29 protein-coding genes are annotated in these 26034 nt (G+C 66.3%); 17 read left to right on the forward strand and 12 right to left on the reverse strand.

Annotated elements, in window-relative coordinates:
* The first annotated feature begins 23 nt into the window (after positions 1-23).
* Entirely contained in the window at positions 24-1610 is a 1587-nt protein-coding gene (locus F3087_RS12935) for an RNA polymerase sigma factor (protein WP_150402154.1), read from the forward strand.
* 102 nt (positions 1611-1712) lie between these two features.
* Here the strand turns inward: F3087_RS12935 and F3087_RS12940 are convergent, their stop codons facing one another.
* Positions 1713-2165 (reverse strand): hypothetical protein, encoded by a 453-nt coding sequence (locus F3087_RS12940; protein WP_150402155.1) that lies wholly within the window; start codon positions 2163-2165, stop codon positions 1713-1715.
* Positions 2166-2543: 378 nt separating this feature from the next.
* Positions 2544-2942 (reverse strand): DUF4870 domain-containing protein, encoded by a 399-nt coding sequence (locus F3087_RS12945; protein WP_223885045.1) that lies wholly within the window; start codon positions 2940-2942, stop codon positions 2544-2546.
* A gap of 203 nt (positions 2943-3145) precedes the next feature.
* Here F3087_RS12945 and F3087_RS12950 point away from each other — a divergent pair, with 203 nt between their 5' ends.
* The gene (locus F3087_RS12950) at positions 3146-3538 is read left to right on the forward strand and encodes an RDD family protein (protein ID WP_191093942.1); all 393 of its coding nucleotides are present in this window, start codon (positions 3146-3148) and stop codon (positions 3536-3538) included.
* A gap of 33 nt (positions 3539-3571) precedes the next feature.
* Here F3087_RS12950 and F3087_RS12955 read toward each other — a convergent pair whose 3' ends face one another.
* Positions 3572-3820 carry a hypothetical protein gene (locus tag F3087_RS12955; RefSeq protein ID WP_223885046.1) on the reverse strand — a complete coding sequence of 83 codons (249 nt, stop codon included), beginning with the start codon at positions 3818-3820 and terminating at the stop codon, positions 3572-3574.
* Between the two features lie 220 nt (positions 3821-4040).
* On the opposite strand from F3087_RS12955, the gene F3087_RS12960 reads away from it, so the two are divergent.
* Complete coding sequence (locus F3087_RS12960) at positions 4041-4937, forward strand: LysR family transcriptional regulator (RefSeq protein ID WP_150402157.1); 897 nt, start codon at positions 4041-4043, stop codon at positions 4935-4937.
* Between the two features lie 3 nt (positions 4938-4940).
* On the opposite strand, the gene F3087_RS12965 is transcribed toward F3087_RS12960, so the two are convergent.
* Together F3087_RS12965 and F3087_RS12970 are read right to left on the reverse strand one after the other, a co-directional pair.
* Positions 4941-5684, reverse strand: a complete 744-nt coding sequence (locus F3087_RS12965; protein WP_150402158.1) for an SDR family oxidoreductase — start codon at positions 5682-5684, stop codon at positions 4941-4943.
* 32 nt (positions 5685-5716) lie between these two features.
* Entirely contained in the window at positions 5717-6490 is a 774-nt protein-coding gene (locus tag F3087_RS12970) for an SDR family oxidoreductase (RefSeq protein WP_150402159.1), read from the reverse strand.
* Between the two features lie 486 nt (positions 6491-6976).
* Between F3087_RS12970 and F3087_RS12975 the strand changes: the two genes are divergently transcribed.
* From F3087_RS12975 to F3087_RS12995, 5 genes are all read left to right on the forward strand, one after another.
* The gene (locus F3087_RS12975) at positions 6977-7981 is read left to right on the forward strand and encodes an ABC transporter permease (RefSeq protein WP_223885047.1); all 1005 of its coding nucleotides are present in this window, start codon (positions 6977-6979) and stop codon (positions 7979-7981) included.
* Between the two features lie 48 nt (positions 7982-8029).
* Positions 8030-9802: an ABC transporter substrate-binding protein gene (locus F3087_RS12980; RefSeq protein WP_150402161.1), complete on the forward strand. Its 1773-nt coding sequence runs from the start codon at positions 8030-8032 to the stop codon at positions 9800-9802.
* Between the two features lie 77 nt (positions 9803-9879).
* Entirely contained in the window at positions 9880-10860 is a 981-nt protein-coding gene (locus F3087_RS12985) for an ABC transporter permease (RefSeq protein WP_150402162.1), read from the forward strand.
* Complete coding sequence (locus tag F3087_RS12990) at positions 10857-11936, forward strand: ABC transporter ATP-binding protein (RefSeq protein WP_150402163.1); 1080 nt, start codon at positions 10857-10859, stop codon at positions 11934-11936. Before F3087_RS12985 ends, F3087_RS12990 begins: the two co-directional genes overlap by 4 nt.
* Entirely contained in the window at positions 11933-12979 is a 1047-nt protein-coding gene (locus tag F3087_RS12995; RefSeq protein WP_150402164.1) for an ABC transporter ATP-binding protein, read from the forward strand. The genes F3087_RS12990 and F3087_RS12995 overlap by 4 nt, the downstream gene beginning before the upstream one ends.
* Before the next feature lie 14 nt (positions 12980-12993).
* On the opposite strand, the gene F3087_RS13000 is transcribed toward F3087_RS12995, so the two are convergent.
* The gene (locus F3087_RS13000; RefSeq protein WP_150402165.1) at positions 12994-13479 is read right to left on the reverse strand and encodes a hypothetical protein; all 486 of its coding nucleotides are present in this window, start codon (positions 13477-13479) and stop codon (positions 12994-12996) included.
* Positions 13480-13854: 375 nt separating this feature from the next.
* Here F3087_RS13000 and F3087_RS13005 point away from each other — a divergent pair, with 375 nt between their 5' ends.
* Positions 13855-14730 (forward strand): serine hydrolase, encoded by an 876-nt coding sequence (locus tag F3087_RS13005; RefSeq protein ID WP_150402166.1) that lies wholly within the window; start codon positions 13855-13857, stop codon positions 14728-14730.
* Between the two features lie 247 nt (positions 14731-14977).
* Complete coding sequence (locus tag F3087_RS13010; RefSeq protein WP_150402167.1) at positions 14978-15721, forward strand: glutamine amidotransferase; 744 nt, start codon at positions 14978-14980, stop codon at positions 15719-15721.
* A 1-nt stretch (position 15722) separates the two neighbouring features.
* On the opposite strand, the gene F3087_RS13015 is transcribed toward F3087_RS13010, so the two are convergent.
* Positions 15723-16064: a hypothetical protein gene (locus F3087_RS13015; protein WP_150402168.1), complete on the reverse strand. Its 342-nt coding sequence runs from the start codon at positions 16062-16064 to the stop codon at positions 15723-15725.
* A 66-nt stretch (positions 16065-16130) separates the two neighbouring features.
* On the opposite strand from F3087_RS13015, the gene F3087_RS45920 reads away from it, so the two are divergent.
* Entirely contained in the window at positions 16131-16292 is a 162-nt protein-coding gene (locus F3087_RS45920) for a hypothetical protein (protein WP_191094002.1), read from the forward strand.
* Positions 16293-16308: 16 nt separating this feature from the next.
* Here F3087_RS45920 and F3087_RS13020 read toward each other — a convergent pair whose 3' ends face one another.
* The 3 genes from F3087_RS13020 to F3087_RS13030 form a co-directional block, all read right to left on the reverse strand.
* The gene (locus tag F3087_RS13020) at positions 16309-16680 is read right to left on the reverse strand and encodes a MerR family transcriptional regulator (protein WP_150402169.1); all 372 of its coding nucleotides are present in this window, start codon (positions 16678-16680) and stop codon (positions 16309-16311) included.
* A 97-nt stretch (positions 16681-16777) separates the two neighbouring features.
* Entirely contained in the window at positions 16778-17506 is a 729-nt protein-coding gene (locus tag F3087_RS13025) for a C40 family peptidase (RefSeq protein WP_150402170.1), read from the reverse strand.
* 352 nt (positions 17507-17858) lie between these two features.
* Complete coding sequence (locus F3087_RS13030) at positions 17859-18770, reverse strand: LysR family transcriptional regulator (protein WP_150402171.1); 912 nt, start codon at positions 18768-18770, stop codon at positions 17859-17861.
* Between the two features lie 86 nt (positions 18771-18856).
* On the opposite strand from F3087_RS13030, the gene F3087_RS13035 reads away from it, so the two are divergent.
* A complete protein-coding gene (locus F3087_RS13035; protein WP_150402172.1) occupies positions 18857-20191 on the forward strand; it encodes an aspartate aminotransferase family protein in 1335 nt (444 codons plus the stop codon).
* Between the two features lie 12 nt (positions 20192-20203).
* On the opposite strand, the gene F3087_RS13040 is transcribed toward F3087_RS13035, so the two are convergent.
* Both F3087_RS13040 and F3087_RS13045 read right to left on the reverse strand, forming a co-directional pair.
* Positions 20204-20749, reverse strand: a complete 546-nt coding sequence (locus F3087_RS13040; RefSeq protein WP_150402173.1) for a hypothetical protein — start codon at positions 20747-20749, stop codon at positions 20204-20206.
* Positions 20750-20837: 88 nt separating this feature from the next.
* Complete coding sequence (locus F3087_RS13045) at positions 20838-21242, reverse strand: hypothetical protein (protein WP_150402174.1); 405 nt, start codon at positions 21240-21242, stop codon at positions 20838-20840.
* Positions 21243-21468: 226 nt separating this feature from the next.
* Here F3087_RS13045 and F3087_RS13050 point away from each other — a divergent pair, with 226 nt between their 5' ends.
* The 5 genes from F3087_RS13050 (at position 21469) to F3087_RS13070 (ending at position 26025) form a co-directional block, all read left to right on the forward strand.
* Complete coding sequence (locus F3087_RS13050) at positions 21469-22107, forward strand: TetR/AcrR family transcriptional regulator (RefSeq protein WP_223885048.1); 639 nt, start codon at positions 21469-21471, stop codon at positions 22105-22107.
* Positions 22104-23714, forward strand: coding sequence for an MDR family MFS transporter (locus tag F3087_RS13055; RefSeq protein ID WP_150402175.1), 1611 nt, complete (start codon positions 22104-22106; stop codon positions 23712-23714). Before F3087_RS13050 ends, F3087_RS13055 begins: the two co-directional genes overlap by 4 nt.
* A 122-nt stretch (positions 23715-23836) precedes the next feature.
* Positions 23837-24166 carry a WXG100 family type VII secretion target gene (locus tag F3087_RS13060; protein WP_150402176.1) on the forward strand — a complete coding sequence of 110 codons (330 nt, stop codon included), beginning with the start codon at positions 23837-23839 and terminating at the stop codon, positions 24164-24166.
* On the forward strand, positions 24163-25485 hold the full coding sequence (locus tag F3087_RS45925) for a phage head morphogenesis protein (protein ID WP_191093943.1): 1323 nt from the start codon (positions 24163-24165) through the stop codon (positions 25483-25485). The genes F3087_RS13060 and F3087_RS45925 overlap by 4 nt, the downstream gene beginning before the upstream one ends.
* Positions 25486-26025 (forward strand): LpqN/LpqT family lipoprotein, encoded by a 540-nt coding sequence (locus F3087_RS13070; protein ID WP_150402177.1) that lies wholly within the window; start codon positions 25486-25488, stop codon positions 26023-26025.
* Positions 26026-26034 lie beyond the last annotated feature (9 nt).

Raw genomic sequence — 26034 nt, forward strand, 5'->3', positions numbered from 1 at the left:
CCAGCGCGGGCAGGTGATGGGCAATGGCGGTCAGTGCGGCGACGGATGCGCAGGCCGGGATTCTCGAGTTCGCCATGGTGATCACTGCCTCGGCGCTCGAAAGTCGTTGTCGTTCATGGTCGGCCTCCTCTGGCTCGTGGTCTGAAGGCTTGGGACCGCGAAGGCCGAAATCTCCCCCGAAGTCGGCCGAATCCTTAGATAATTCTCAGGAAGACCAGGGGATGTGGCCGGTGACCGATGACGACAGCTGGACCCGGTTGCCGGACGCCGGGCTGGTGGAACGAGTCCGGCATCCGATCGACCGCGCCGAACGCGAAGCGGCGCTGGGGGAGATCGTGCGCCGCTACCAGAAGGTCATGTCGACCGTCTGTGTGTACCAACTGGACGTCCCGGACCGGGACCGGGTGACGGACATCGTCCAGAACGCCGTCGAGGTCGCGACGCGGGAACTGGTCGGCGGGGAGAACCCGCGGGAGCCCGAGAAGCTGCGGGCATGGCTGTGCGGGATCGTGCGCAATCGCTGCCGCGAGGACTGGCGAAGGCAGGCGAGAAGCCGCACCAGCCCGCTGCCGTCGGAAACGCCGGCGGCCGACGATGACGAGGCGGACCGGCTGCGCCGCACGGACGAGGTCAACCGCATGCTCGACGTCGTCGCCACGACCTTCACCCGCCATCAACGCCGGATCTACCAGTTCAACATCCGTCGCGAACTACACGGAAAGGCGTTGGCCACCGCGCTGTCTGTCAGTACGAAGAATGCCTATAAGTTCGCTTACGAGAACAGAATTCGGGTGGACGAGGGATTCGGCGCGCTGATCCTCGCCAAACACGGTCGGCCGCACTGTATTCAACTCGCCGGTATTCTCGATCGCTCCGGTTGGGACGGCAAGAGCGACGAGCAGTTCACCCGCATGCTGCGGCAGCGCATCCTTCGCCATCTTGGCACCTGCCGGAAATGCGATAACTGTGACACCTGTGACGAGCAGCGGGCTCGGCTCATCGTGCATTACAGCCCGGTGCTCATCCCGATTCTCATTGCCCCGGAGCTGAACGAGTTGCTACCGGAAACCATTCGCCGAGTCCTCGATGAAGAGGAGCGCGATCGCACCGGCAAACGCGACGGCGGAGTTGCTGCCGGTGTCGTCTTGGTCGGCGCCGCGGCGAAGAGCACCGATGCGCCGCCGCCGAAGACCGGCAAGGTTGTCGACTGGATACTCGACGGCCTCAAAGGAATCTTCGTGCTGATCCTCGTCGCCACGATCGGCCCCAAACTGTTTCCGGACGTCTTCGACAAGCTGAACTGGTCCACTTCGCACAGCACGGTGACCTTGTCGATCTTCGTACCCGGGGGCTATACCGTCTCTGCGAACCCACCCGGAGTCACGTGCAGTCCGGTCTCCGCGACGAACTGCACCCTGAAATACCGACCTGGCACCCGAGTAACCCTCACCGCGTACCGAGGAGAATTCGTGACCTACCAGGGGGCCCTGTCCTGGACAGGCTGTTCCGCTTCCGGCGATACTTGCACCCTCACACCGACCAGTCGCTCCCGAGTCTGCCTCGTCGAGCCCGGATACCCAGGGATGCCCTGGGATTGGTGCCGTGGTTGAAATCGCGGGTTGTCCGGCAGACGCGCGACGCGGCCCGCGTCAGCGCCGCAGACCGGTGTCACCCAGTGTGGATTCGGAGCGACACCGGTCTGCGGCGGGCACTCAGGGCAGTACGACGCAGGCCGGGCCGAGGTTGACGCCGGTTCCGATGTTCATCGCATTGCGGGGGCTGTAGACGTCGTAGTCTTCATCGGCCCGGAGCTCGAGGACCACGATCTTGTGCGGGCCCTTACGATCGGGGGTCCACGTGGAGCGGGCCGCGCCGGACGCGTCCGCGACCAGTTCATACGGCTGGAATTGCTTGTAGTCCGCGGTATTCGGGTCGTCGCCGATCTGGTCGAGCACGACCACCCGCTTGCCCGGGTCCGTGTTCACGATGATCGGGTAGGAGCAGCCGGTGCCGCGGGCGTCGGCCGAACTGCCGAAGCTCTGTCCCTTGTCGACCTGGACACTCGTGACGGTTGCCCCCGCCTGCGGCGCGGCGAACGCGACCGCCGCAGCCAGCGCACTGAGTGCCGCCACGGTGGTGACGGCTGCCCTGTTGGATTTACGCACGTTGAAATACTCTCTCTAGCAATGGATTCCCCCGTTTGGAGTCGATCCGAACTATACAGGCGACCGGCAACATCACGGTTGTCCTTTTTGGGTGGAATGCGCGGTAACGCCGATGCCGCTGGTTCAGGAGAACACGGTCAGCTCAGTTGCCACAGCTCGCCTTCGGATCCGAACTGCCAGGCAGCCAATAGCGAGCACCGTCGCGGGTGCGATCGAGGCGGCCGGATACGGCCAGGTAGCGGCGTAATGCGACGCGAAAGAGACGGTCGATGGCCGGGTCACTGCTGCCGCTACCACCATCGGCGAAATTCGGACCACACGCGAGACACGGCCCGAGATAGCCTCGGGCCGTTGGTCTTCGGGACTTCGAATAAACCGCTACTTGACCGAGTTGGCCAACTGGTCGGCGTAGCGCGCGGTGAATTTTCCGACGATGGGGAGTGCTGCGCGGGCGCCGCCGGTTTTGTTCGCTTGGACCATGGCCATGATCCAGACGATGAGCGTCAGGATGGAGAGTGCGAGTCCGGCGAGGCTGAAGATGATTCCCAGGGCGCCGAGGAACGAGCCGACGATGCTCAGGACGATGTTGAGCACCGAGACCGCTCCGAAGAAGACGATCGATTGTGCGGCATGGAATTTCACGTCGGGATCGTGTTTTCCCACGAAGAGGAAGATGACGCCGGTGAGCCATCCCAGGGCGTAGGACAGGATCGCGCTGATCTTCTTGTCCAGGCCGGCGGGCTGCGGTCGGTTCGTATGTGATGGAGAAGATGTCATGGGGTAAGTAGATGCCGGGGGCGCCGCCTACCGATCCCAGGTTTCGGCACGAACCCGTGGTCGCGCGCTGGGTGGCCCCTAGTTTTCGGTGCTGGGCACGGGGGTCGGCGGTGTGCACAATGTGGTGCGTGAGCGCACCTTACGTCGATCCAGCAACGGCAACTTCGGGTCGCACCCGGCAATCGCGTCGGGCGAATGTGTGGGTGCCGGAAGAGGCGGGGGAGAATCGGCTTGCCCTGGCCGCGATGACGGATGGGTTGCTGGCGTTCTTTATCGCTCTCGCGTTGGCGGTGCGGGTTTTTCACGCTGAGGCCGGCATCGCCGAGTTCGCACCGGTGTTCCTGCCCTGCCTGTTCGCGGTGTCCTTCGCCAACCACGTGTTCGGCACCCTGATCTTCCGCGGCAGTCTCGCCAAGTTCCTGTTCGGCATGCGCGTGCTGCGCTGGAAGGACGGCCGCCGCCCGCGCGTGTGGCAGACCGTGGGCAGGTGGTTGTTCGGCTATGTAGTGATCGTGTGCCAGTTCCTGCTGGAAGGCGCGAGCGTCGGCCAGGCATGCGGCCTGCGCACCGTGCGCCGGCGCGACGAACGACGCTGATCCGCCGGTTTCCACACCGAGGACCGGTTCCGGTCAGCGCCTTCCGGCCGCGAGGAACGGAAGAAACCGCGACAGGAAATCGTCGACCGCGGGCAATGCCAGAACGCGAGTAACCGCACCGCACACCGCAACCAACTGCGCGACGGCGGGCACGGTATCGATACCGCCCGCAACCGCGACAACAGGAATCAGCGAGGCAAGCGCGACCAGCACGGCGAAGACCGTTCGCGCAGTGGCCTGCCAGGGATGAGTGACCTGGGTAGGAACAGCCAAATCCGACATGATGAACCCCCTGTGTTCGTTACTTCCGGTGTTGCCGTCGCCCCAGGATGGCCGCTCCCGCCCTGACTGGATACAGACTGTTCCGCTCTGTCGAACAGGAGCCACAGCCGAGCCGTTCGGGGGCGCACACGGAGTAAACGGGTTGGCTGGGGTGTTGTAGGGCTTGTTGATACTTCGATGACAACGGGGTGGGTCGTGGTCCACCGCGGGACGGGATCTGATGAGCCTGCGTCAGTACGAGTACGCCTTGGCGGTGGCCGAGGAAGGGTCGGTGACGGCGGCGGCGGAGCGGTTGCATGTGGCGCAGCCGTCGTTGTCGCAGCAGATTCGCAGTCTGGAGCGGGAGCTCGGGGTGCAGTTGTTCGCGCGCACGCCGAGCGGGCTGGTGCCGACGGTGGTCGGGCGGGCGTTTCTGCGGGAGGCGGAGGTCGCGGTGAGCGCGTCGCGGCGGGCGCGGGCGACGGCGCGGGCCGGGGCGGATGAGCTGGTGGGGGAGGTGGTGATCGCGGTCCAGATGGGGTTGGGCACGCGGCAGCTGCCGGGGGCGCTGGGGGCATTGCGCCGCCGCTTTCCGCGGCTGGAGGTCACCGTTTTCGAGGAGGCGAGTTCGGCCGAGCTGGACCGGTTGTGCCGTCAGGGCATGTTGGACCTCGCGTTCATGGCGGCGTGCGACCGGACCCCGGCCGACGCCCACCGGCTCGGCGCGGAGGAGTTCGTCGTGATGCTGAGCGCCGGGCACCGGCTGCTCGCCGCGGACCGGGTCGAACTGCGCGACCTGGACGGAGAACCATGGGTGCGGTTCGACCGGGACAGCGCCCTCGATGCCGTGCTGGTGGACGTGCTGCGGCGGAACGAGCTGACCCCGTCGACCGTCGCCCGGGTGTCCCAAACCTCGACGGCCGCCCGCTGGGCCGCGCAGGGACTGGGGGTCACGCTCATTCCGGCCTCCGCGGTGCCGCCCGGGCATGAGCACCTCACGCGCCCGGTGTTCCCGGTCGTGTCCCAGCCCGTGATCGCCGTCCTGCGGCCCAACGCGGGCCCGGCGGAGCAGACCCTGCTCGAACTCCTGCGCCAGGAGACCTGGCCCGAGCCCTCCTCCCTGGCCCAGGTGTCCTGACGTTCAGAGCTGGGTGGCGCCGCCGTCCACGACCAGCTCGGCACCGGTGGTGTAGGTGGCGTCGAAGGCGAGAAATGCTGCCGCTGTGGCAATCTCGGCCGGTGTACCGAACCGCTGCATCGGATTGGCCGCGACCCGTTCAGCTTTGAACTCCGCGGCCGCCGCCGCGGTCATCGTCTTCTCCAACGTCCCCGTGTCGATCGGTCCTGGGCTGACCGCGTTGACCCGAACTCCTTGCGCCAGCAACTCGCGTGCGAGGCTACGGGTCATCGACCGCAGCGCGGCCTTGCCTGCCGAATAGACCCCGGCATCCGTCATACCCATGACGTTCGCGACCGAGGTGGTGAGGACGACGCCAGCACCCGTGCTCAGCAGCGGGGCGAGCCTCTGCACGGTGAAGAACGCGCCTTTGACGTTGGTCGCGAACAGTTCGTCGTACTCGGTCTCGGTCGTCGACGCGAACGGCATGGTGCGGGTTATGCCCGCATTGACGAAAAGCCCATGGAGCGAACCGAATTCATCCTTCACCCGATCGGCCAGCGCATCCAGATCAGACAGTACGGATACATCGCTCCGGACGGCCACCACGTTCTGACCGAGTTGCTCCCGCGCGGCATCGAGCGCGGATTGCGAACGGCCGGTGATCATTACCCGAGCCCCGCCCTCTGCCAGCAGCTTCGCCATCCCGAACCCGATGCCGCTGCCTCCGCCGGTGATCACAGCATTCTTGTTGCTATATCTACTCACGTAGAACTCCTTTGCGAAGAACTGGAATACCTTCAGCCCCTGGGGAATTCGCCACCGTCGACGAAGAGATTGCTCCCGGTCAGCCAGCTCGCCCGGTCGGAAACGAGGAACAGCACCGCGTCGGCGATGTCGTCGGGCCTGCCGTCGCGCCCCAGCGGCGTGGTGCTGCCGGCGGCCGAGCCCGCTGTCTCGTCCAAGCGTGCCCACAGCTCCCGCGTTTCTTCGCCACCGGGTGTGGCGGTCTTGCCCGGAGACACTGTGTTGACCCGGATTCCGGACGGCGCCAGCTCCAGGGCCAGTCCCCGGCTGTAGGCCTCGAGCGCCGCCTTCGCCGCCACGTAGTGCAGGAACGGCGGCGCCACGGTCGGCACCGCGGCCGAGGAGATGTGCACGATCATGCCCGAACCCTGTTCCCGCATCCCCGGCACCAGCAGCGAGTCCAGCCGAACGGACGCAAGGAAATTCAGGTCCAGCGCGTCCTGCCACTCCGCATCCGGAATGGCCAGCGCGCCCGGGTGCGGTCGCGCACCACCGACGTTGTGCACCACAATGTCCACCCCGCCGAGCGCCTCGTGTGCTGCCGCGGCAAGTGATTCCGCTCCGGCTTTTGTCCGCACATCGGCCGCCACGAAAGTGGCGCCCTCCGGCACCGTGCTCGTCGCCGACCGTGCGGTGGTGATTACCTCGGCGCCCGCATTCAAGAACTGCCGCACAATGGCGGCTCCGATTCCGCGCGAACCGCCAGTGACCAGCGCCCGCTTTCCTTTGAGTTCCTGCGTTCCGGCTCCGCTGCCAAACGTGCTCATGCCACGGTCCTTTCGATTGCGTATTCATCGACTCGACGGAAAAGAATTGACCTCGTCGAACTGTTTTCACGCTACGTCCGGAAAAGAACCGGAAGCAAAGACGAAAATTCAGTAGCCGCCATAGGAGATGCCTATTCCGTCAGGTCCGCCCCACGCCGGACCCCGCCGCGCGCGTGGGTGGAACCACACCCACGCCCGCAGCGCAACCCCCCCCGAACTGGGGAATTCCCCAGTTGATCGGCCGGGCAACGGCACTGACCCGGCACCGACATCCGTTGAGGTTCAGGTCTTTTCGGCACCGATCGACTGCTGAGCAGTTGCTCTCACCGCGCCCCGGCAACAAAAACTGATGCAACAGTGCACTATTCGTGAGCAACTGTCCGATTTATGTGTACATCTTGCTCAGTAAACCCGAGTGGGGGTTGACGCTGAATGCTCGCGCGCCGTACCTTTCGCCCATTCTTACAAGGTGATCTAGGGGGACTAGTGGCCCTGCGCACGGACGAGCTTCCACCGGATGCCGTGGCCACCGTCGAGGTGGCCGGCACCGGCCCGCTCGGCCGTTCCCCCGGTCGACTCGCCTGGCTTCGATTCAAAAGGGACAAAACCGGCGTAACCGCCGCCATTGTCGTGGTGTTCTTCTTCGCCGTCGGCCTGGGCGCGCCACTGATCTCCTGGCTCTACGGCAAAGACCCCTATACCCCGTATGCCACCACCGCCAATGGACTGCTCACCGACACCGGCTTCCCGATCAAACCCAACGGCGGCATCGACAGCCAATTCTGGTTCGGCATCGAGCCGCACACCGGACGCGACGTACTCATCGTGCTGGCCTACGGAATTCGCACCTCGCTGCTGATCGCGGTGGCCGTGGTGCTGCTGACGACGATCATCGGCACGGTCCTCGGCGTCACCGCCGGATACGTCGGCGGCCGGACCGATTACCTCATCAGCCGGATCACCGACACCCTGCTGTCGGTCCCGTCCACCCTGTTCATCCTCGCCTTCATGCCCGTCGCCTGGGCCAGTTACCAGGCGACCGGGCAGGAGGTTCCGCCGTGGGTGCGGGCGGCCAGCATGATCGGGCTGCTGACCCTGTTCGGCTGGACCCGCAACGCGAGATTGCTGCGCGGGCAGGTGTTCTCGATGCGCGAGCTCGAATTCGTCGAGACGGCCAAGGTGACCGGGGCCAGCCCCCGGCGGATCATCTTCCGGGAACTGCTGCCGAACCTGTGGACCCCGATCCTGGTGCTGGCGACGCTGGACCTGCCCGCCTACGTCACGGCGGAGGCGGCGCTGTCGTTCCTCGGCGTCGGCATCAAGGATCCGACACCCGACTGGGGCGTGATGGTGCAGAACGGCTCCGGCCTGATCTCCTCCGACATCACCTATCTGGTCTTCCCCGGCATCGGGATGGTCCTGTTCGTGCTCGCGTTCAACTTGCTCGGGGACTCGGTGCGCGATGCCCTTGACCCGAAGGGAAGCCGATAACCGTTGGGTCGCCGGGCTTTTCGGCGGTAAGAGGAGGCAGGAACTGGAATGAAAAGATCGCATCTCGCGCAGGCCGCCGCGGTGGCCGCGGCGCTGGCCATGGTGACGGCGGGCTGTTCGGCCGGCGGCACCAATGTCGGCAGTGGTGACCAGCCGAAGTCCGCCCAGAGCAAGCTCACCCTCGACGCGGAGGGCAAACAGTCCCAGGGCCCGGCCGCCGAGGTGCCCGGCGCCCAGCAGGGCGGCTCGCTCAACCTGATGTGGCGCGCCGACTTCCCGCACTACGACCCGGCCAAGATCTACACCGCTCCGGACGACGAGGCGTTCCGCCTGATCAACCGCAGGCTCACCGTTTTCGATCAGCACGACGACGGCACGATGGCGCTGGTCGGCGATCTGGCCACCAATACCGGCGAGGCCTCCGACGGCGGCAAGACGTGGAAGTACACCCTGAAAGACGGGGTGAAGTACGCCGACGGTTCCCCGATCCGGTCCCAGGACATCAAGTACGGCGTCGAGCGCAGCTTCGACACGAAGTTCGCCACCGGGCCCAAGTGGGTTCAGCTCTGGCTGACCGGCAAGGACGACTTCAACTCCGTCTATCCGGGTCCGTTCGGCGGCAAGGAACTCGGGCCGGACAAGATCGAGACGCCGGACGACAAGACCATCATCTTCCACCTGGCCGAGCCGGAGTCGGACTTCCCGATGGCCGCCTCGATGGGCCAGACCGTGCCGGTGCGCAAGGACCGCGACGCGAAGCCGGATGACCTGGACGCCAACGGGTTAGGCGATATGGTCACCGGGCCGTACAAGATCGGCGCACACGACGTCGACAAGACGCTGACCCTGGTGAAGAACCCGAACTGGGATCCGAAGACCGACCCGGTCCGCCACCAGTACCTGGACCAGATCCACTTCCAGTTCGGCGTCATGGCCAAGCAGCAGACCGACCAGCTCAAGGCCGACACCGACCCGAACTCCGCCTCGTACTACAGCGGCGTGGACAGCGACCAGGTCCAGGCCATCATGCAGGATCCGAACTTGAAGCAGCGCGTCCTGGACAACGAGACCAACGGCGTGCAGGTCTTCGCGATCAACACCGCCCGGGTCACCGACGTGCAGGTGCGCAAGGCCATCGCGACCGCCTTCCCGAAGCAGGATGTCGTCACCACGCAGGGCGGCCCGTTCTTCGGCAACATCGCCGACACGCTCAGCCCGCGCTCGTCGCTGGGTTTCGTGGAGCAGCCCAACGCGTACGGCGTCGGCGACAACGGCGACCCGCAGAAGGCGAAGCAGATCCTCACCGAGGCAGGCAAACTCGGCTACGAGGTCAACGTGGCCTGGGATTCCACCCCGACCGCGGACCGATGGGGTGTCCCGATCAAGCGCGCGTTCGAGGCGGCCGGCTTCAAGGTCAATCTGAATCCGGTGCCGGACAAGGGTTTCTATGACGCGATCGGGCGCCTGGACAATCCGTTCGACCTGATCTGGAACCAGTGGAGCCCGGACTGGCCGACCAACCGGACCGTCTACAGCGCGGTGTACTACGGCGGCGCGGTCCGCGACGAGGGCAACAACTACGCCCAGCTCAAAGAGAAGCGCGTCGATGACGAGATCAATCGTGTCCAGTCCATCCAGGACATCACCGCCCAGGGCGCCGGGTACATGCCGCTGGACCAGATGATCCAGAAGGACTTCGCGGCCGCGATCCCGGTGGTGTACACGCGCAAACAGGTGATGTACGGCTCGAAGGTCGGCGGAGCGCGGATGGACATGCTCAGCGCCACCATCGACCTGTACAACACCTACATCAAGAAGTAGCGCAGGTCTGTCGAACCGGGTGACGAACAGCCCGGCACCCGGTTCGGCCGCCACCTCCTCCAGAGAGCGATCTCCGCATGCTGGCCTTCCTCACCCGCCGGATCCTCGGCGGCATCCTGATCCTGCTGATCATCTGCGCGATCACCTTCATGCTGTTCTACGTGGCCCCCGGCAACAACGTCGCCAGACTGGCCTGCGGAAAGAGCTGTTCGCCCGAGCTGATCGCCGCCGTCGCCCACCAATTGGGCGTCGACCAGCCGGTCTGGAAGCAGTTCCTCGACTACCTCGGCGGGATCTTCGCCGGCCGCACCATCGCCGATACCTATTGCGCGGCACCATGTCTCGGCTATTCGTTCCACAACCACCGGCCGGTGCTGGACACCATTCTGGACCGGATCCCGGTCACGTTCTCGCTGACCATCGGGGCGGTGGTGCTGTTCCTGGTGGTCGGCATCGGTCTTGGCCTGCTGGCCGCGCTGCGCAAGGGGAAGGTCGCGGACAAGACGGCCATGGGTTTCGCGGTACTCGGCGGCGCGCAGCAGATTTTCGTGCTCGGCCCGTTCCTCTTGTTCCTCTTCGTGTATTCGACGCACCTGATGAAGGTGCCCAGCTACACCTCGTTCTTCAGCAACCCGGTGAAATGGGGGACCGGATTGTTGCTGCCGTGGATCTGCCTGGCCATCATCACCGCCGCGTACTACGCGCGGTTCACCCGCTCCTCGATGGTGGAGGTACTCAACGAGGACTACATCCGCACCGTGCGGGCCAAGGGCATGGGCAACGGAAACATCTATCTGAAGCACGCGTTTCGCGGCACCATGAGCCCGATCGCCACCCTGCTCGGCCTGGATATCGCCGTGCTGCTCGGCGGGGCGCTGGTCACCGAGACCGTGTTCAACCTGCCCGGCATCGGTCAGCTGGCGGTCAACTCCGTTCAGGACTCCGACCTGCCGGTGATGATGGCCGTGGTGCTGCTGGCCGCGACCGCCGTGGTGGTGGCCAACATCGTGGTGGACGTCGTGTACGCGTTCATCGACCCGAGGGTGCGGCTCGGATGACCCCGCCCGATGCGAACCTGGAGCGTGACATGTCCGGCCAAGACGCCATCCTCTCGGTGCGAGACCTGCTGGTGCACTTCCGCACCGAGGACGGCACGGTCAAGGCGGTCGACGGGCTGTCGTTCGATCTCGCCCGGGGCAAAACCCTGGGCATTGTCGGCGAGTCCGGTTCCGGCAAGAGCGTGTCGAGCATGGCCATCCTCGGCCTGCACAACCGCAAGCAGGCGATGATCGGCGGTCGGATCCGGTTCGAGGGAACGGAATTGGCCGGCGCGGACGAACGCACCATGCGGCAGTTCCGGGGCAAGCGGATCTCGATGATCTTCCAGGATCCGCTGACCGCGCTGTCGCCGTATTACACCGTCGGCGACCAGATCATGGAGACCTACCGCAAGCACACCGGCGCGAGCCGCAAGCAGGCGCGGGCGCGGGCCGTCGAGATGCTGACCAAGGTCGGCATCCCGCAGCCGCAGCGACGGGTGGACGAGTACCCGCACCAGTTCTCCGGTGGCATGCGGCAGCGGGTGATGATCGCGATCGCGCTCTGCTGCGACCCGGACCTGCTGATCGCGGACGAGCCGACGACCGCACTCGATGTCACGGTGCAGGCGCAGATCCTGGATCTGTTGCGCGAGTTGCAGACCGAGTTCGACACCGCGATCATCCTGATCACCCACGACATGGGCGTGGTCGCGCAGATGGCCGACGACGTGCTGGTGATGTATGCGGGCCGGTGCGTGGAGCGGGGCACGGTGCGTGAGGTGCTCAAGCGGCCGCGGCATCCGTACAGCTGGGGTCTGCTGTCCTCGATCCCGCATCTGGGCGGGGATGTGGACACCCCGCTGACCCCGGTGCGGGGCGCGCCGCCGAGCCTGATCGATGTGCCGTCCGGCTGCCCGTTCCATCCGCGATGCGACTACGTGGACCGTGTGGCGGACGCGCGTTGCCGCACCGAGCGGCCGGAACTCGGCTCGGCCACGGGACGTGGGGCCGCCTGCCATCTGGCCACCGAGGAGGCCGACCGCATTTTCGTCGACGCGGTCCAGCCGACGCTCGGCATCGGGAAGGCATCATGACCGAACAGACTCTGCACCTGTCGAAGTCGCGGCCCGCCGCGAACCAGCCGCTGCTGACCGCAACCGGATTGCAGATGCACTTCCCCATCCGCTCCGGGTTTCTGATCAAACGGAAAACCGAGGTCGTCCGCGCGGTGGACGGCATCGACCTGACCGTATCCGCGGGCGAAACCTTCGGGCTGGTCGGCGAATCCGGCTGCGGCAAGTCGACCACCGGGCGAATGCTGGCCCGGCTGCTGGAACCGACCGCAGGCACGATCACCTACAACGGCCAGGACATCACCCACCGGAGCCGGCGCGAGCTGGCGTCGATCCGCCCGGAGCTCCAGATGATCTTCCAGGATCCGTACTCCTCGCTGAACCCGCGGCAGACGGTGGGCCGGATCATCGCCGCACCGATGGAGATCAACGGCATCGACCCGCCGGGCGGCCGGCGCAACCGGGTGCGCGAACTGCTGGCGACGGTCGGCCTGAATCCCGAGCACTTCAACCGTTTTCCGCACGAGTTCTCCGGCGGGCAGCGCCAGCGCATCGGCGTCGCCCGCGCGCTGGCCCTGGACCCCAAGCTGATCGTGGCCGACGAACCGGTGTCCGCGCTGGACGTGTCCATCCAGGCGCAGGTGGTGAACCTGCTGCAACGACTCCAGCGCGAGCTCGGCATCGCCTTCGTCTTCATCGCGCACGACCTGGCCGTGGTGCGGCACTTCAGCGAGCGCATCGCGGTCATGTACCTGGGCAAGATCGTCGAAATCGCCGATCGCGCCGATCTTTACGGCCGCCCGCACCACCCGTACACCCAGGCGCTGTTGTCCTCGGTGCCCGAGGCCGACCCGGACAGCGCCAAGCAGCGCGAGCGGATCCGGCTCACCGGCGACGTCCCGTCACCCATCAACCCCCCGTCCGGCTGCCGCTTCCGCACCCGCTGCTGGAAGGCCGAAAACATCTGCGCCGAACAAGAGCCGCCCCTGATCCAACTGGGCGAATCCGCCGAGGGCCACCTGGCGGCCTGCCACTTCCCGGAGCCGCGACACGTGGTCGCTTGATGCAGACAGCCTGATTAGCAGGCGATTTCGGCGAGACGGCGGGCCGGGACAGCGGCGTGTACCGCGGCGGCGATGGCAACTACCGGCGGAATCCAGCGGGCTTCGGCGGGGGCGATGGCCCACTCGGCGGAACCGCGGGTCAGCCGGGTCGGCGGGAGCGGAATGCTCGCGCCGTCGGTGTGCACGATCGCGCCCGCGCCGCGCAGCGCCTCGATCGCCAGTGCGGCCTTGGCGACGCCCACCACCAGATGGATCTCGCGGCGCTCGGCGCCAGGGATTTCGATGACCGGGCCGGAGAGCTTGTTGGCGCGCAGGAAGCGGCGGACCTCGGCGGCGAGCGGGCCGGTGAGTTCGACGGCGGCCACCTGCTCGTCGGTGATCAGGCACGCGCCATTGGCGGTCTCGGCGACGGTCCAGCCGCGGCTGCGGTAGTCCTCCACTGCGTCAGCTGCGGTAGAGGTGCTGGAACTCTGGAACGTCGCGGGCACTGTCTTCTCCATTTCACCAGGTAGATCGAGATCTCACATCGGTTGCGCAGGAGCCCCGCCAACTGCACCTGTGCATCAAATCCTGCGCGGCTAGCAGTTTCCCTACAGAATGCTTGTGATCGCCAACCGCCCTAGCGATTCTGCGCGGGTGCCCCCTCGGCGGGCATCGGCCCGCGGTCGCGTCCCATGTCATCCTTTGGGCGGACCTACCCCGATACCCGTCGCGCGTCGACCCTGAGGCGGTGCCGCCGTGCGCGCGGGCGACCGGGGACGCGGTCACAGCCAATTGCCAAGTACCCCTCGAGGTTTCACCAGCCCGGCATGGTTCAAATAGGTATGGGATCGATATGGGGGTGGGGGGCGGCGTCCGTCGGATGTGCGGCGGCAGTGGCGATATCGGCGCTGGTGGCGGCTCCGCTGGCCACGGCACGCCCGCATGACCAGGACTTTGTCCCGCCGACGCCGCCGGCCGCGATGACACCGGTGCGGGGAACGCTCGCTCCGCACCCGCTGCGAACGGCCGGACCGTCCACGGAGCTCGCGCAGCAGATGCAGGCGGCGATCCAGGCCGTCTCACCGGGAACCGAAGTCGGCATCGACGTGGTCGACCTCGACTCCGGGACCACCCTGGTCGGTCTGAACCCCGATCAGCAGTTCTACACCGCCTCGGTGGTCAAGCTGCTGATCGCGCTCGACGCGCTGAACCAGCAGGGCTGGCAACCGGATTCGGATACCGCGGACCGGGTCGCCACGATGCTCTCGGCCAGCGACGACCATATCGCCGACGAGCTGTGGGATGAGCACGGCGGCGACTCGATCGTCAGCCGGATGATCGACGCGATCGGCCTGACCGCGACCCAGCCACCCGAGGACCCGGAGCAGTGGGGCGAGACCCTGACCACGGCACGGGATGTGGTCGCCATCTACCGTTTCCTCGCCACCACCGTGCCCGAGCCGTCCCGTTCGCTCGTCGTCGACGCGCTGCGCGGGACCAGCGAGATCTCGGCGGACGGCACCGATCAGTACTTCGGCATCCCGGACGGCCTGAGCGGTGTCAGCTGGGCGGTGAAACAGGGCTGGATGTCCCTCGACACCTCGACGACGCTCGACACCACCGGTCTCGTCGGTCCGACCACGGGACGGCTGCCGTACGTAGTGGTCGTGCTGACTTCGCAACCCGCCGGAATCGACTGGGCCACCGGAGGTTCCGCGTTGACCGCCGGCATCGGCGTCCTGCGCGGCCTCGTCGGCGAGCCGGGCTGAGCCCGGGACACGGCAAGCCGCAGACCGGGAGTCTGCGGCTTGCCGAACTGATGGCCGATTAACCCCTCGGTGCTCGGCCTCAGTCGGGTCCGACTGTTCGTCGTCTGCCGACGAGCCTGACAGTTGCGATCGTTATCGGGTATAGGCCAGACGACTGTCATTCGAACGACCGACAATTCTTTCGGCGAACACGCGAGTTGTCCGCACTAGCCCCGCTCCGCGGTGCCGATCTTGCACAATCGGAGGCATGCCCAAGCCCTGCCTGCTGCTCCAGCTGCGACCCGAGCGCCCCGCCGCGGACGACGAGTATCAGGCCGTCCTGCGCGCGGGCGAGCTCGAGGTCGCCGACGTGGTGCGGGTGCAGATGGACCAGGGGCTGCCCGATCTGATGCTCGACGATTTCTCGGCGGTGATCGTCGGCGGCGGGCCGAGCAATGTCGGTAATCCGGATGCCGAAAAATACGACTATCAGCAGCGATTCGAGCCCGGGCTGAAGAAACTGCTGGTCGAGATCGTCGGCCGGGACTTCCCGTATCTGGGTGCCTGCTACGGATTGAGCATTCTGGCGGATGTGCTCGGTGGGACGGTCAGCGACGAGCGATTCGGTGAATCGCCGAGCGCGCAGACCATCGAATTGACCGAGCACGCGGGCGAGGATCCGCTGCTGCGGGGCCTCCCGCAGACCTTCCGCGCCTTCGTCGGGCACAAGGAGGCGTGCCAGGAGGTTCCGCCGAACGCGGTGCTGCTCGGCACCTCCGCCGACTGCCCGGTGCAGATGATTCGCGTCGGCCGGCACATCTACGCCACCCAGTTCCACCCCGAACTCGACGGGGACGGACTTGCGCTGCGCATCGAAACCTACCGGCACGCAGGCTATTTCGACCCGGACGAGGCGGACTACCTCACCGCGTTGGGCCACCGGGAAGCGATCACCGCGCCCAAGGAGATCCTGCGCCGATTCATCGCCAGGTATCACCGCGACACGGACTAGGTCAGCTGGTGGTGATTCCGGTGGAGAGTTTGACCACGACCTTGTCGCTGGTGACCTCCTGCACGGTCACGTTGAGCCCGTCGGCGGGCTGACTGTCCCCGGCCGGGACGCTGACCTCTTGGCCGCCCACCTTCAGCGTGACCGTATTGCCGTTCACCGCAACCAGTTCCACGTCCACCCCGAGCACGCTGGCCTTGGCGTTCACCCCGCGATCGAAGGTCACCGTGCAGCCGCTCACCGCGCATTCGGTCTTGGTCCCCGCGCCCTCCACGGTGCACGCGGACACCCCCAGCACGGCGAACGCGGAGAACACGGACATGGCGATCAGGCGACGAACAGACATGCGGCCAGCGTAGAGCGAATCGGAACATTTCGGGCACCCCCCGACGCCGGGGCTATCGTGGAGTTCATGGGCGTCATGGGCGAACTGTTTCCGGGTAAGAAGCTGGCCGACGAGGGCAGCGAAGACAGTGATGGGCAGGGGCACAGTCCCCGGCTCGCGCTGGACCTGGAGGCCGGGGTGATCCGGATCGCCCCGGCCGCACCGGCGGACGAGCCGACGGAAAAGTAGGGTCGTCCCGTCGGAGCTACTGCGGGTCGCAGTGCCGGCCGGCGTCGACCATGTCGTTCGTGCAGCTGATCATCGCGTCGAGTTCGTCGCGGGTGCGGTTCAGGTCGCGGATCTGGCGATCGATGCGATCGCGTTCGGCGGCAAACCTTTCCGCGAGTTCCGGGGTCACCGAACCGGTGGACATGCACGGCAGGATATCGAGGATCGTCTTGCTGGACAGCCCGGCCGCATACATGCGCTGGATCATTGCGACGCGGACGACCGCATGATCGGAGTAGTGGCGTTGCCCACTCGCGCTCCGGGTGGAGCCGAGCAGGTGATGCTCCTCGTAGTAGCGCAGCGCGCGGACGCTCACGCCGGTTTTGGTGGCCAACTCGCCGATTCGCATGGGTACTCCTGGTGATCCGGGCCACTGACAGCTACCTCTGACGTCAGCGTCAGATTCAGCGTAGCGGCATTGGATCCCGGCCTCGACCAGCTCTGCGCTAGCGCTGGAACCGGCAGGCTCCCGCGTAGGGCATCGACGACATCGGAGATTCGACGACGCCGGTGCCGTAGGTCGAGGCGTGGATCACCTTGCCGTTGCCGGCGTAGAGCGCGGAGTGGCCGCCGCCGTAGAACGACACCACGTCGCCGGGGCGGAGATCCTCACGCGACACCGGAGTCCCTGCGGCGAGCTGGTCGTAGCTGGTGCGCGGGACCTCGACGCCGGCCTGTTCGTAGGACCACTGGACCAGACCCGAGCAGTCGAAAACATCAGGCCCCGCCGAGGTTCCGTAGCTGGAGCCGATCTTGGCGCGGGCCGCTTCGACGGCGACCTCGCCGGTCGTCTTCATCGGCGCGACCTGGGGCTGAACGGAATTCGGCGCGGTGACGCCCGGAAGCCCGGCCAGGCCGGAGTATTCGATGCCTGGAATGTCGGGAAGCGTGAATTGGATTCCGAGGGCGGAGAACTCGGTCTTCGAGGGAGCAGCGGACGGCGCGCTCTCCTGCGCGGGACCCGAGGCCTGCAAGCCGGGAATGCCTGGGGGAACAGAGATTTCGTTCGGAACCTCGAAAGCTCCGATGCCGGGCAGGGTCACCGTCTGCGCCGAGGCTTCGGCGGCGGAGAACAGGAGTGCGCCGGATATTGCTGCGCCCGCGGCCAGTGTCCACCAGAACACCCGGCGCAGCGAGCGGGTACTTCGGACGTCGTCGTCGGTCTTCGATGCCATGATCAAGTCCTCCGATGGTCATTTCGAAGGCATTGGCTCGGCCATGTGGCGCCGCACATGCAGGCGCACCGGACTTCACCAAAGTCTCCGAATAAGATTCGAGAACATCACGGTGATCTGTCAGTCCAAGCGGATCCGATTTCCCATCTTTCGACACAAGTGGGTTCGAACAAATTTCCGACACACGGTAAAGCAATAACGAAACGGTAACTAATACTTATTGGCTATTGAAAATAGGCGTCTACCTGGGGTAACGCGACATTCAATCCGGTTCGAATTCCCGTGTCGACGACCCGTACGGCGGGCTAATTACTGTTCGCCGGCGAGCTGTCCGCTTTTCGATCGGGTGTTTTCAACCGCCGATCGGCCCGGTCGCGCCCGGTAGATCGCCATGTCTGCGCAGCGCATCGAGCACCACATTCACGGCCGGACGCGGAGGCGTTCCGCGCCGGATCACCGCGGTGATGGTCCGGGTGACCGGGCTCGCGAGTTCCCTGGTCGCGACGTGATAGCGCGGATCGATGGCGAGGCCGGGCAACAGTGTGATGGACAGCCCGGCCTCGACATGTTGCAGCGCCATCAGATAGTTGCTGAACCGGCAGACGATCCGCGGCTCGAAGCCCGATTCGCGGCAGAGCCGGGTGGCCAGGCTCGCCATATAGGACTTCGGGGTATCGAAGGCCCACGGCTCGTCGGCGTACGCGGCCAGGTCGGCCGGTCCGCGCGCGGCCTGCTCGGGCGGCAGCACCAGCACGATCGGATCGGTGGCCAGCGGCACGATGTCGATGTCCGGGCCGAGCGGCTGCGCGACGAAATCCGTTGTGGTGATGATGATGTCGGCATCACCGGCGCGCAGCGCGCGCATGCTCTCGTGTGGTTCCAGCTCGTGCAAAGTGATGTCGAGATGCGGATGACTCTGCGCGAGCCGGGTCACCGCGGGCACGCACAGCGAGTGGATGGCGCTTTGAAACGCACCTAGCCGGACCAGGCCTGCCGGTTCGCCGCCCAGGCTGCGCAGCTCCGCCTCGACCGTGCCCATGTGGTCGAGGATCGCCCTGGCGCGGCGGGCCAGGATCAGCCCAGCCGGGGTGAGCCGGACCCGGCGGCCGGTGCGTTCCAGCAGCTGCGTGCGGGTTTCCGCCTCCAGCACGGCGAGCTGCTGGGACACGCTCGACGCGCTCAGATTGGCCGCCTGCGCGACCGCGCGGACGGTGCCGAGGGAATCGAGTTGGCTGAGCAACCGCAGCCGCCAGGGGTTCAGCATGCCTCGATTGTTGTACGGCTGAGCCGAACAGCACAGCCGGAATTGTGAGATGGACGTGTCGCTCGTGCCGCCCTTACCGTCGGAATATGGCTTCCCCCACCTTCACACCGCAGTCCACCGACGACTTCTGGGCCGACACCGACCGGTACCTCGTGCGCTACGCGGGCGCGGGCAGCTTCACGCCCGAGATCATCGCCCGCGCCGCCGGCAGCTTCCTGTACACCGAAAGCGGCCGGGAGATATTGGATTTCACCTCCGGCCAGATGAGCGCGATCCTCGGGCACTCGCACCCGGACATCGTCGCGACGGTCCGGCGTCAGGTCGGCGAACTCGACCACCTGTTCAGCGGCATGCTCAGCCGCCCGGTCGTCGACCTCGCCCGCAGGCTGGCGGGCACCTTGCCGGCACCGCTGGAAAAGGCGCTGCTGCTGACCACCGGCGCCGAGTCGAACGAGGCGGCGATCCGGATGGCCAAGCTGGTCACCGGCAAGCACGAGATCGTCTCGTTCGCCCGCTCCTGGCACGGCATGACTCAGGCCGCGGCGAGCGCGACCTACAGTGCCGGCCGCAAGGGTTACGGGCCCGCCGCGCCCGGCAACTTCGCCATCCCCGCGCCACACACCTATCGCCCCGACTTCACCACGGCCACCGGCGAACTCGACTGGCGCAAGCAGCTGGACTTCTCCTTCGACCTGATCGACGCGCAATCGGTCGGCAGCCTGGCCGCCTGCATCGTCGAGCCGATCCTGAGCTCCGGCGGCGTCGTCGAACCGCCGCTCGGCTATTTCGCCGCGCTGCAGGAGAAGTGCCGCGAACGCGGCATGCTGCTGATCCTCGACGAAGCCCAGACCGGCCTGTGCCGCACCGGATCCTGGTACGCGTTCGAGCGCGACGGCATCGTGCCCGACATCCTCACCCTGTCCAAGACGCTCGGCGCCGGACTGCCGCTCGCGGCCGTGCTCACCAGCGCGGAGATCGAGCAGGCGGCACACGATCGCGGGTTCCTGTTCTTCACCACCCATGTCGCCGACCCGCTGGTCGCCGCGGTCGGCAACACCGTGCTCGACGTGCTCGTGCGCGATCGCCTCGACGTGCGGGCCGCCGAACTCGGCGCGTTCCTGCGCGGTGGACTGGAGCGAATTGCCGAGCGGCACAACGTCGTCGGAGATATCCGTGGTCGCGGACTACTCGCCGGGCTGGAACTGGTCGTCGACCGCGAAACCAAGGAGGGCTCGGACGAGCTCGGCGCGCTGGTCACCCGGCGCTGCCTGGAGCTGGGCCTGCACATGAACATCGTGCAGCTGCCCGGCATGGGTGGCGTGTTCCGGATCGCCCCGCCGTTGACCGCGACCGAGGACGAATTGTCCCTCGGCCTGGCCATCCTCGACGAGGCGATCGGCGACGCGGCCGCGCGGATGTGACGCGGGCGCGGCTCAGGTCAGGTTGCCGTCGATGCAGAGGCTCACGGACCGCGAGGACAGTCCGGGGCGGATGTCGTCGGCGGCGAAGGCCCACTGGGAGATCGGTGCGGCCGCCTTCCACAGCAGCTTGCCGTCGCGGGCCGCGACCACCTGGTAGACGTCCTCGTTGCCCTCGATGAGCTGGCTGCCCACGCAGTAGTCGTTGTACTCGGTGCCTGGCTGCCGCGCGCCCGCGCTGAACAGGCCGGTGGGGTCGGCGTAGGCGCCGGGGTTGCGGACGGCGGTCGCCTTGCCGTCGGCGGGGCCACGCGACCAGGACGCCGCGCCGCGGTCGATGTCACAGCGGAAGGTCTGCCCGCCCGCGGCGACGGTCGCGCCCTGCGGGTAGCCGGTGCCTGCCCACAGGCAGTGCGCCCCGGCGCCGGCCGCGCTGGTCCGGGCCTGGGCCGCGGCGGTGCCCGCGCCGAAGGTGAGACCGCCGGCCAGGGTGGCGACGGCGAGCAGCGCGATCGAGGTGCGGCGTAGGGCAGGGGTTTTCGGCGTCGTTGCCGTGCTCATCGGGTTCTCTCTTTCGTCCTCGACCTGGCGGCGTGATTGCCGCCGATCGGTAATGCGAAGTACTGCAAGGGGTTTCGAAAATGTTCGGCTAGCACCAGCTGGCGCTGGGGCGGCAGACGACCCAGCCGTCACCGTCGGCGCGCGGCACGGCGGTCCAGGTGCTGGCGCCGCCGCTGCGGTTCTGCGTCGGTTCGGCCGGACTCTGCTGGCTTCGGTACTCGCGCAACGCGTTCCGGTGTTCGTTCTGCTGCAGCGGGTTGGCGTCGGTGTGGTTGTAGCCGAACGGGTCGATGTGGTGCGCGCCGGTCGTGTTGCCGGGGTGGGCGGAACCGGCGCGGCCGGGGGCCTGGTTCGACCGGGTGCCCGGGTCGGCGACCGCGACGGCGGTGCTGAGCACGGTTGCGGTGCCGAGGAACCCGACGATCAACGCGAGTGCGGTGGCGCGGCGGTGTCGGCGGAGAATCCCGGTCGGTCGTAGGGGTGATCGCTTCATGGCGTCGTTGCCTCTCTGCTCATCTACTGAGGTGAACAGTAGATGAAGATTCTGAGAGGTTGCTTATGACCAGCGCTTATCTCACTGAGCTTAGGTGAAGTGTGATCGAATACGCATTCAAGCAGTAGATCGGATAACTCTGTCCGACGGTCCAAGTGGCCGGGGTGAGCACGATCACAGAAAATTGCACTGTCTGAAATTTTGCAGTTTGTGTTAAATTTTCGCCATGTCATCCCCCACTCGCGCGGAGCCGCCGATCGGCCTGCGCGAACAGAAGAAGCGCAAGACCCGGCTCGAGCTGTGCATGGCGGCTCGGCGGCTGGTGGTCGCGCACGGGCTCGACGCGACGACGGTCGAGGACATCGCGAAGGTTGTCGGCGTCTCGCCGCGCACGTTCTTCAACTACTACGACACGAAACTCGACGCGATCGTCGGCCCGATCGAAGAGATCGGAACCCCCGCCGCGCGTGCGGAATTCGTGGCCGGCGGGCCGAGCGGGATGCTCATGTCCGACCTCACCTGGCTGTTCGCCTCGGCGCTCGAGCCGGAAGACGAAGTGCGCGAAGCGATCTCGCTGATCATCGAGCTCGTCAAGGAGGAGCCGCGGGTGTTCGCGGCGTTCATGGCCGCGGGCGCGCAACAGGAGGCCATCGTCGGCGAACTGTTGTCCGCACGGGCCGGCGAACCGGTGGCGCGCGAATTCGCCGCTCTCGCAGCGGGAGTCATGACCAACATCACCACCCGGGCCGCGATGTCCGCGACCGCCGACACCAGCAGATCCCTCACCGCGGCCATGCAGGACCACTGCGCGATGGCCGCCCGGATGTTCGACCAGCCCGCCGAACGAAACCAGGAGAAGCGATGACCACGACGGCTGACTCGCCGCCAACCCCAATTATCCTGACCCAGAAACGAATCTGGCTCATCTTTTCCGCGCTCATCGCGGGCATGTTCCTGGCCAGCCTGGACCAGATGATCGTCGGCACCGCGATGCCGACCATCGTCGGCGAGCTCGGCGGCGTCTCGCACATGGCCTGGACCGCGACCTCGTACCTGCTGGCCACCACCATCGTGATGCCGATCTACGGCAAATTCGGCGACATGTTCGGCCGGCGCTGGCTTTTCCTGTTCGCGGTGACCGCGTTCACCGCCGCGTCCGTCGGCGCCGCCGCCTCGACCAGCTTCTGGGAGTTCATCGTCTTCCGCGGCCTGCAGGGCGTCGGCGGCGGTGGCCTGATGATCCTGGCGCAGGCGATCATCGCCGACGTGGTGCCCGCCAAGGACCGCGGTAAGTACATGGCGCCGATGGGCGCGGTCTTCGGCATCACCTCGGTCGCCGGGCCGCTGCTCGGCGGCTTCTTCGCCGACACGCTCGGCTGGCGCTGGTGCTTCTGGATCAACGTGCCGATCGGTATCGCGGCGCTGTTCATCGCGTTCCGCTACCTGAGCGTGCCCAGCCACCGGCCCAAGACCAAGCCGGACTACCTCGGTGTGCTGCTGATGTCCTCGGCGACCACGTTGCTGATCCTGATCACCGACTGGGGCGGCAAGCAGTACGCGTGGGGTTCGACGACGATCATCGCGATGATCGCCGCGCTGGTGGTCGTGGTCGCCGCGTTCGTCATGGTGGAGGTGCGGGCCGAGGAGCCGATGCTGCCGCTGTGGTTGTTCCGCAACCGCACGTTCGTGCTGACCTCCGCGATCGGCCTGCTGGTCGGCCTGGTCATGTTCGCCGCGATCGGCTTCATCCCGACGTATCTGCAAATGGCCACCGGCGCGTCCGCCTCGGTGTCCGGTCTGCTGCTGATCCCGATGATGGTCGGCATGATGATCACCCTGATCGGGTCGATGACCGCGATCACCAAGACCGGTCGCTACCGGATCTACCCGCCGATCGGCGCGCTGATCATGCTCGCCGCCATGCTGTGGCTGACCACGCTCGCCGCGAACACCCCGATGTGGGTCGTCTCGGCCATGCTGTTCGTGGTCGGCGCCGGCCTCGGCCTGATTATGCAGATCATCGTGCTGGTCGTGCAGAATGCCGTGTCGCCCAACCAGATCGGGACGGCGACCAGCGCCAACAACTACTTCCGGGAAATGGGTGGCGCGATCGGTGTCGCGATCTTCGGCTCGATCTTCACCAGCCGGCTGACCGACGGCCTCACCGACGCGTTCATGTCACACGGACCGGAAGTCATGGCGGCCAAGCTCGACCCGAGCGCACTGGTGCCGTCGGTGGTCAAGAACCTGCCCGAGGGCCTGCACGACGCGATCGTCGGCGCCTACGTGAACGCCCTCGTCCCCGGCTTCTGGTACCTCATCCCCGGCGCCGTAATCGTCTTCGTCCTCGCCCTGTTCATCCCCCAGCTGAAACTGTCGGACGAGGCAGGCATGGTCGCCCGCGGCGAAGCGGTACTGGAAGAAACGGTATCGGATAAGGACGAAGAGAAAACCGACCTCGCGGTTAAATAGGGGCGAAAAGTCCGAAAATCGTTGGGGCCCCAAGTAATTGGGGCATGAATAGGGCATCAGCGGCCCGTTAACGTATTCAGGTGCAGTCCATTCAACACTGCACCTGAATACGGGGGTATTCGATGACTGGCGAACTTTCGGTGAACTTTACCGATCTGCATCACTCGGCGGGGTGCCTGGCCGATTGGTGCGGGGACAGCAGCGCGCTCTTCGAATCCGGGCATTCCGAGATTTCCTCGGCGTCCTCGGGTTGGGTAGGTAGTTCGCGCGCGGCGCTCGAGGGCGCGCTGGAGAAGTTGCGCGGCTCGGGCACCGCGTTGACCGGGCGGCTCGACGGCCATTCGTCCCTGGTCACCGACGCGGTGCGTGAATTCAGTACCACTGAACACAAATCCGCGACCGAACTTGCCCAGGTCGACCAGCCGACCGGTCGGAAATTGCTGGATCTATGATCACGATCTCCGACATCGATCGGTGGAACGTCGCGGATATCGAGTCGGTATTCCAAGTCTGTACTTCGCACGCGCAGCACTGCGACGAACGTGCGTCGAATCTCGGTAACCTGCAGATGTTCCAGACCTGGGACGGGGAGGCGGCGGAGGCCGCCAAGCACTCGGTCGGCAAGACGCGCGTCGACTTCGATGCGCACGGCAAACACGTCGCCGCTATCGCCGCGGCCGCGAAGACCGCTGCCGAAGAGGTCGCCACGGTCAAGTCCAAATTGACCGGCCTGCGCGCCGATGCCAAGACCGGTGGGTTCGCGATCGGCGACGACGGCAAGGTCACCCGGATCGTGCAGGGGCCCTACACCGCCGATCAGCTGGCCAAAATCGAGGCAAACCGAGTGGCGCTGCAACTCGAGGTCAACCGGTTGATGATCAATGCCCAGCTGGTGGACGCCGATCTCGCCGCGGCGATCAAAGGCGCCGACGGGCAACTCAGCGAAAGCGATCTGGACAAGCAGAATCATCCGCCGGTTTACGCCGCCGCATTCGGTCTCGGCTCCCTGGGATTGCCGGAGTATCCCAACGGTTCGCTGACCGACGTGGAGGTGCGCAACTATTACCTCGAAGCCGAGCGGCGCTTGGCCGCGCTCAATGAACAGCTCGCGAAAACGGACATGCCGCTGGAGGAGCGGGCCAGGATCGCCAGCGAGATACGCAACGAGTTCCGCACCAAGGCACGGGATTTGATGTCGAACCGGGCCGCGGCCGAAGAACTCATGAAGAAAGAGGGAAACCGGCCCTTCGATCAGCTGATCGAAGACAAGATGGCGAAGAAGGGGATGACCCGCGAGCAGGCGATGCAGGATGTCATCGACTCCTCGTCGAAGAGTCGCGGTGCGGTCAACGAGGCGCTCGGCGTCGATCCGAAGAATCCGAAACTGCCGGACCCCAAGGAAGTACAGGCGCGGGTGCGTGGGCCCAACAGTGGACCGGGCACGCCCAAAGTCACCGACACGCTGGCGGGTGCGGGCGAGAGCGCGGGCTCGAAGGCGCTGCGGGTCGCCGGCAAGGCGGCGCTGCCGCTGGCCGCGGCGTACGAGGTCTACGACGGATACAACCAGGTGAAGGCGGGCAAAGAGACGGTGCCGGAAGCGGTCGGCAGTGGCGCGGGCGCCCTGGGCGGTATGGTGGCCGGCGCAGAGGGCGGCGCGATGATCGGCGCGCTCGGCGGGCCGGTCGGTGCTGCCGTCGGCGGCGTGGTCGGTGGTGTGGTCGGCGGCATCGCGGGCAGCTCGGTCGGCAAATGGATAGGTGGGTTGTTCTAGATGGCAGACAACGAGACCTCCATCTACCCAGCGCTGGAATCCCTGGCGCTCAGTACCCACCGGGTCGCCGACCCGAGCACGATCCCGGGACGCGTCACACTCGACCTCGATCCCGATACCTGGGCCGAGATCGATGGCCGGAACATGGGCTATCTCAACGTATTAGCGGCGCAGCACGAGCAGCCGTCCCAGTTCCGGACCAATATCGTGGTGGTGCTGACCCGCGTGATCGTCGGCCGGGGCATCGACCTGGCCGGCCTGATCGAGCACTCGTTCACCGACTCGCGGCGACTGCCCGGCTGGACCGAGGAGCACGCCGAGGTGTGGCCACCGGCCAACCGCCACAGCGGCTGGTCGATCCAGTCCGGCACCTACTCCGCCGACGGCCAATTGCTGTATACCGTCACGCAATACGCGGTCTACCAGCGCGGGAACGTCGGCTACCTGCTGCAAGCGACGGGGACGACCACGGCCGAACAGACGCCGGTGTTCGGTAGCCTGCTCGACAAGGTTGTGCGCAGCGTCAACTTCGACGACTGAAGGGGCAAG

The sequence above is a fragment of the Nocardia colli genome, assembly GCF_008704205.1.
Taxonomy (GTDB): domain Bacteria; phylum Actinomycetota; class Actinomycetes; order Mycobacteriales; family Mycobacteriaceae; genus Nocardia; species Nocardia colli.

Coding starts and splice junctions, on each gene's coding strand:
- F3087_RS12935 (WP_150402154.1), top strand. CDS start 24: ATGGCGGTCAGTGCGGCGACGGATGCGCAGGCCGGGATTCTCGAGTTC.
- F3087_RS12945 (WP_223885045.1), bottom strand. CDS start 2,942: ATGACATCTTCTCCATCACATACGAACCGACCGCAGCCCGCCGGCCTG.
- F3087_RS12955 (WP_223885046.1), bottom strand. CDS start 3,820: ATGTCGGATTTGGCTGTTCCTACCCAGGTCACTCATCCCTGGCAGGCC.
- F3087_RS12960 (WP_150402157.1), top strand. CDS start 4,041: ATGAGCCTGCGTCAGTACGAGTACGCCTTGGCGGTGGCCGAGGAAGGG.
- F3087_RS12970 (WP_150402159.1), bottom strand. CDS start 6,490: ATGAGCACGTTTGGCAGCGGAGCCGGAACGCAGGAACTCAAAGGAAAG.
- F3087_RS12980 (WP_150402161.1), top strand. CDS start 8,030: ATGAAAAGATCGCATCTCGCGCAGGCCGCCGCGGTGGCCGCGGCGCTG.
- F3087_RS12985 (WP_150402162.1), top strand. CDS start 9,880: ATGCTGGCCTTCCTCACCCGCCGGATCCTCGGCGGCATCCTGATCCTG.
- F3087_RS12990 (WP_150402163.1), top strand. CDS start 10,857: ATGACCCCGCCCGATGCGAACCTGGAGCGTGACATGTCCGGCCAAGAC.
- F3087_RS12995 (WP_150402164.1), top strand. CDS start 11,933: ATGACCGAACAGACTCTGCACCTGTCGAAGTCGCGGCCCGCCGCGAAC.
- F3087_RS13000 (WP_150402165.1), bottom strand. CDS start 13,479: ATGGAGAAGACAGTGCCCGCGACGTTCCAGAGTTCCAGCACCTCTACC.
- F3087_RS13010 (WP_150402167.1), top strand. CDS start 14,978: ATGCCCAAGCCCTGCCTGCTGCTCCAGCTGCGACCCGAGCGCCCCGCC.
- F3087_RS13015 (WP_150402168.1), bottom strand. CDS start 16,064: ATGTCTGTTCGTCGCCTGATCGCCATGTCCGTGTTCTCCGCGTTCGCC.
- F3087_RS45920 (WP_191094002.1), top strand. CDS start 16,131: ATGGGCGTCATGGGCGAACTGTTTCCGGGTAAGAAGCTGGCCGACGAG.
- F3087_RS13020 (WP_150402169.1), bottom strand. CDS start 16,680: ATGCGAATCGGCGAGTTGGCCACCAAAACCGGCGTGAGCGTCCGCGCG.
- F3087_RS13025 (WP_150402170.1), bottom strand. CDS start 17,506: ATGGCATCGAAGACCGACGACGACGTCCGAAGTACCCGCTCGCTGCGC.
- F3087_RS13030 (WP_150402171.1), bottom strand. CDS start 18,770: ATGCTGAACCCCTGGCGGCTGCGGTTGCTCAGCCAACTCGATTCCCTC.
- F3087_RS13035 (WP_150402172.1), top strand. CDS start 18,857: ATGGCTTCCCCCACCTTCACACCGCAGTCCACCGACGACTTCTGGGCC.
- F3087_RS13040 (WP_150402173.1), bottom strand. CDS start 20,749: ATGAGCACGGCAACGACGCCGAAAACCCCTGCCCTACGCCGCACCTCG.
- F3087_RS13045 (WP_150402174.1), bottom strand. CDS start 21,242: ATGAAGCGATCACCCCTACGACCGACCGGGATTCTCCGCCGACACCGC.
- F3087_RS13050 (WP_223885048.1), top strand. CDS start 21,469: ATGTCATCCCCCACTCGCGCGGAGCCGCCGATCGGCCTGCGCGAACAG.
- F3087_RS13055 (WP_150402175.1), top strand. CDS start 22,104: ATGACCACGACGGCTGACTCGCCGCCAACCCCAATTATCCTGACCCAG.
- F3087_RS13060 (WP_150402176.1), top strand. CDS start 23,837: ATGACTGGCGAACTTTCGGTGAACTTTACCGATCTGCATCACTCGGCG.
- F3087_RS45925 (WP_191093943.1), top strand. CDS start 24,163: ATGATCACGATCTCCGACATCGATCGGTGGAACGTCGCGGATATCGAG.
- F3087_RS13070 (WP_150402177.1), top strand. CDS start 25,486: ATGGCAGACAACGAGACCTCCATCTACCCAGCGCTGGAATCCCTGGCG.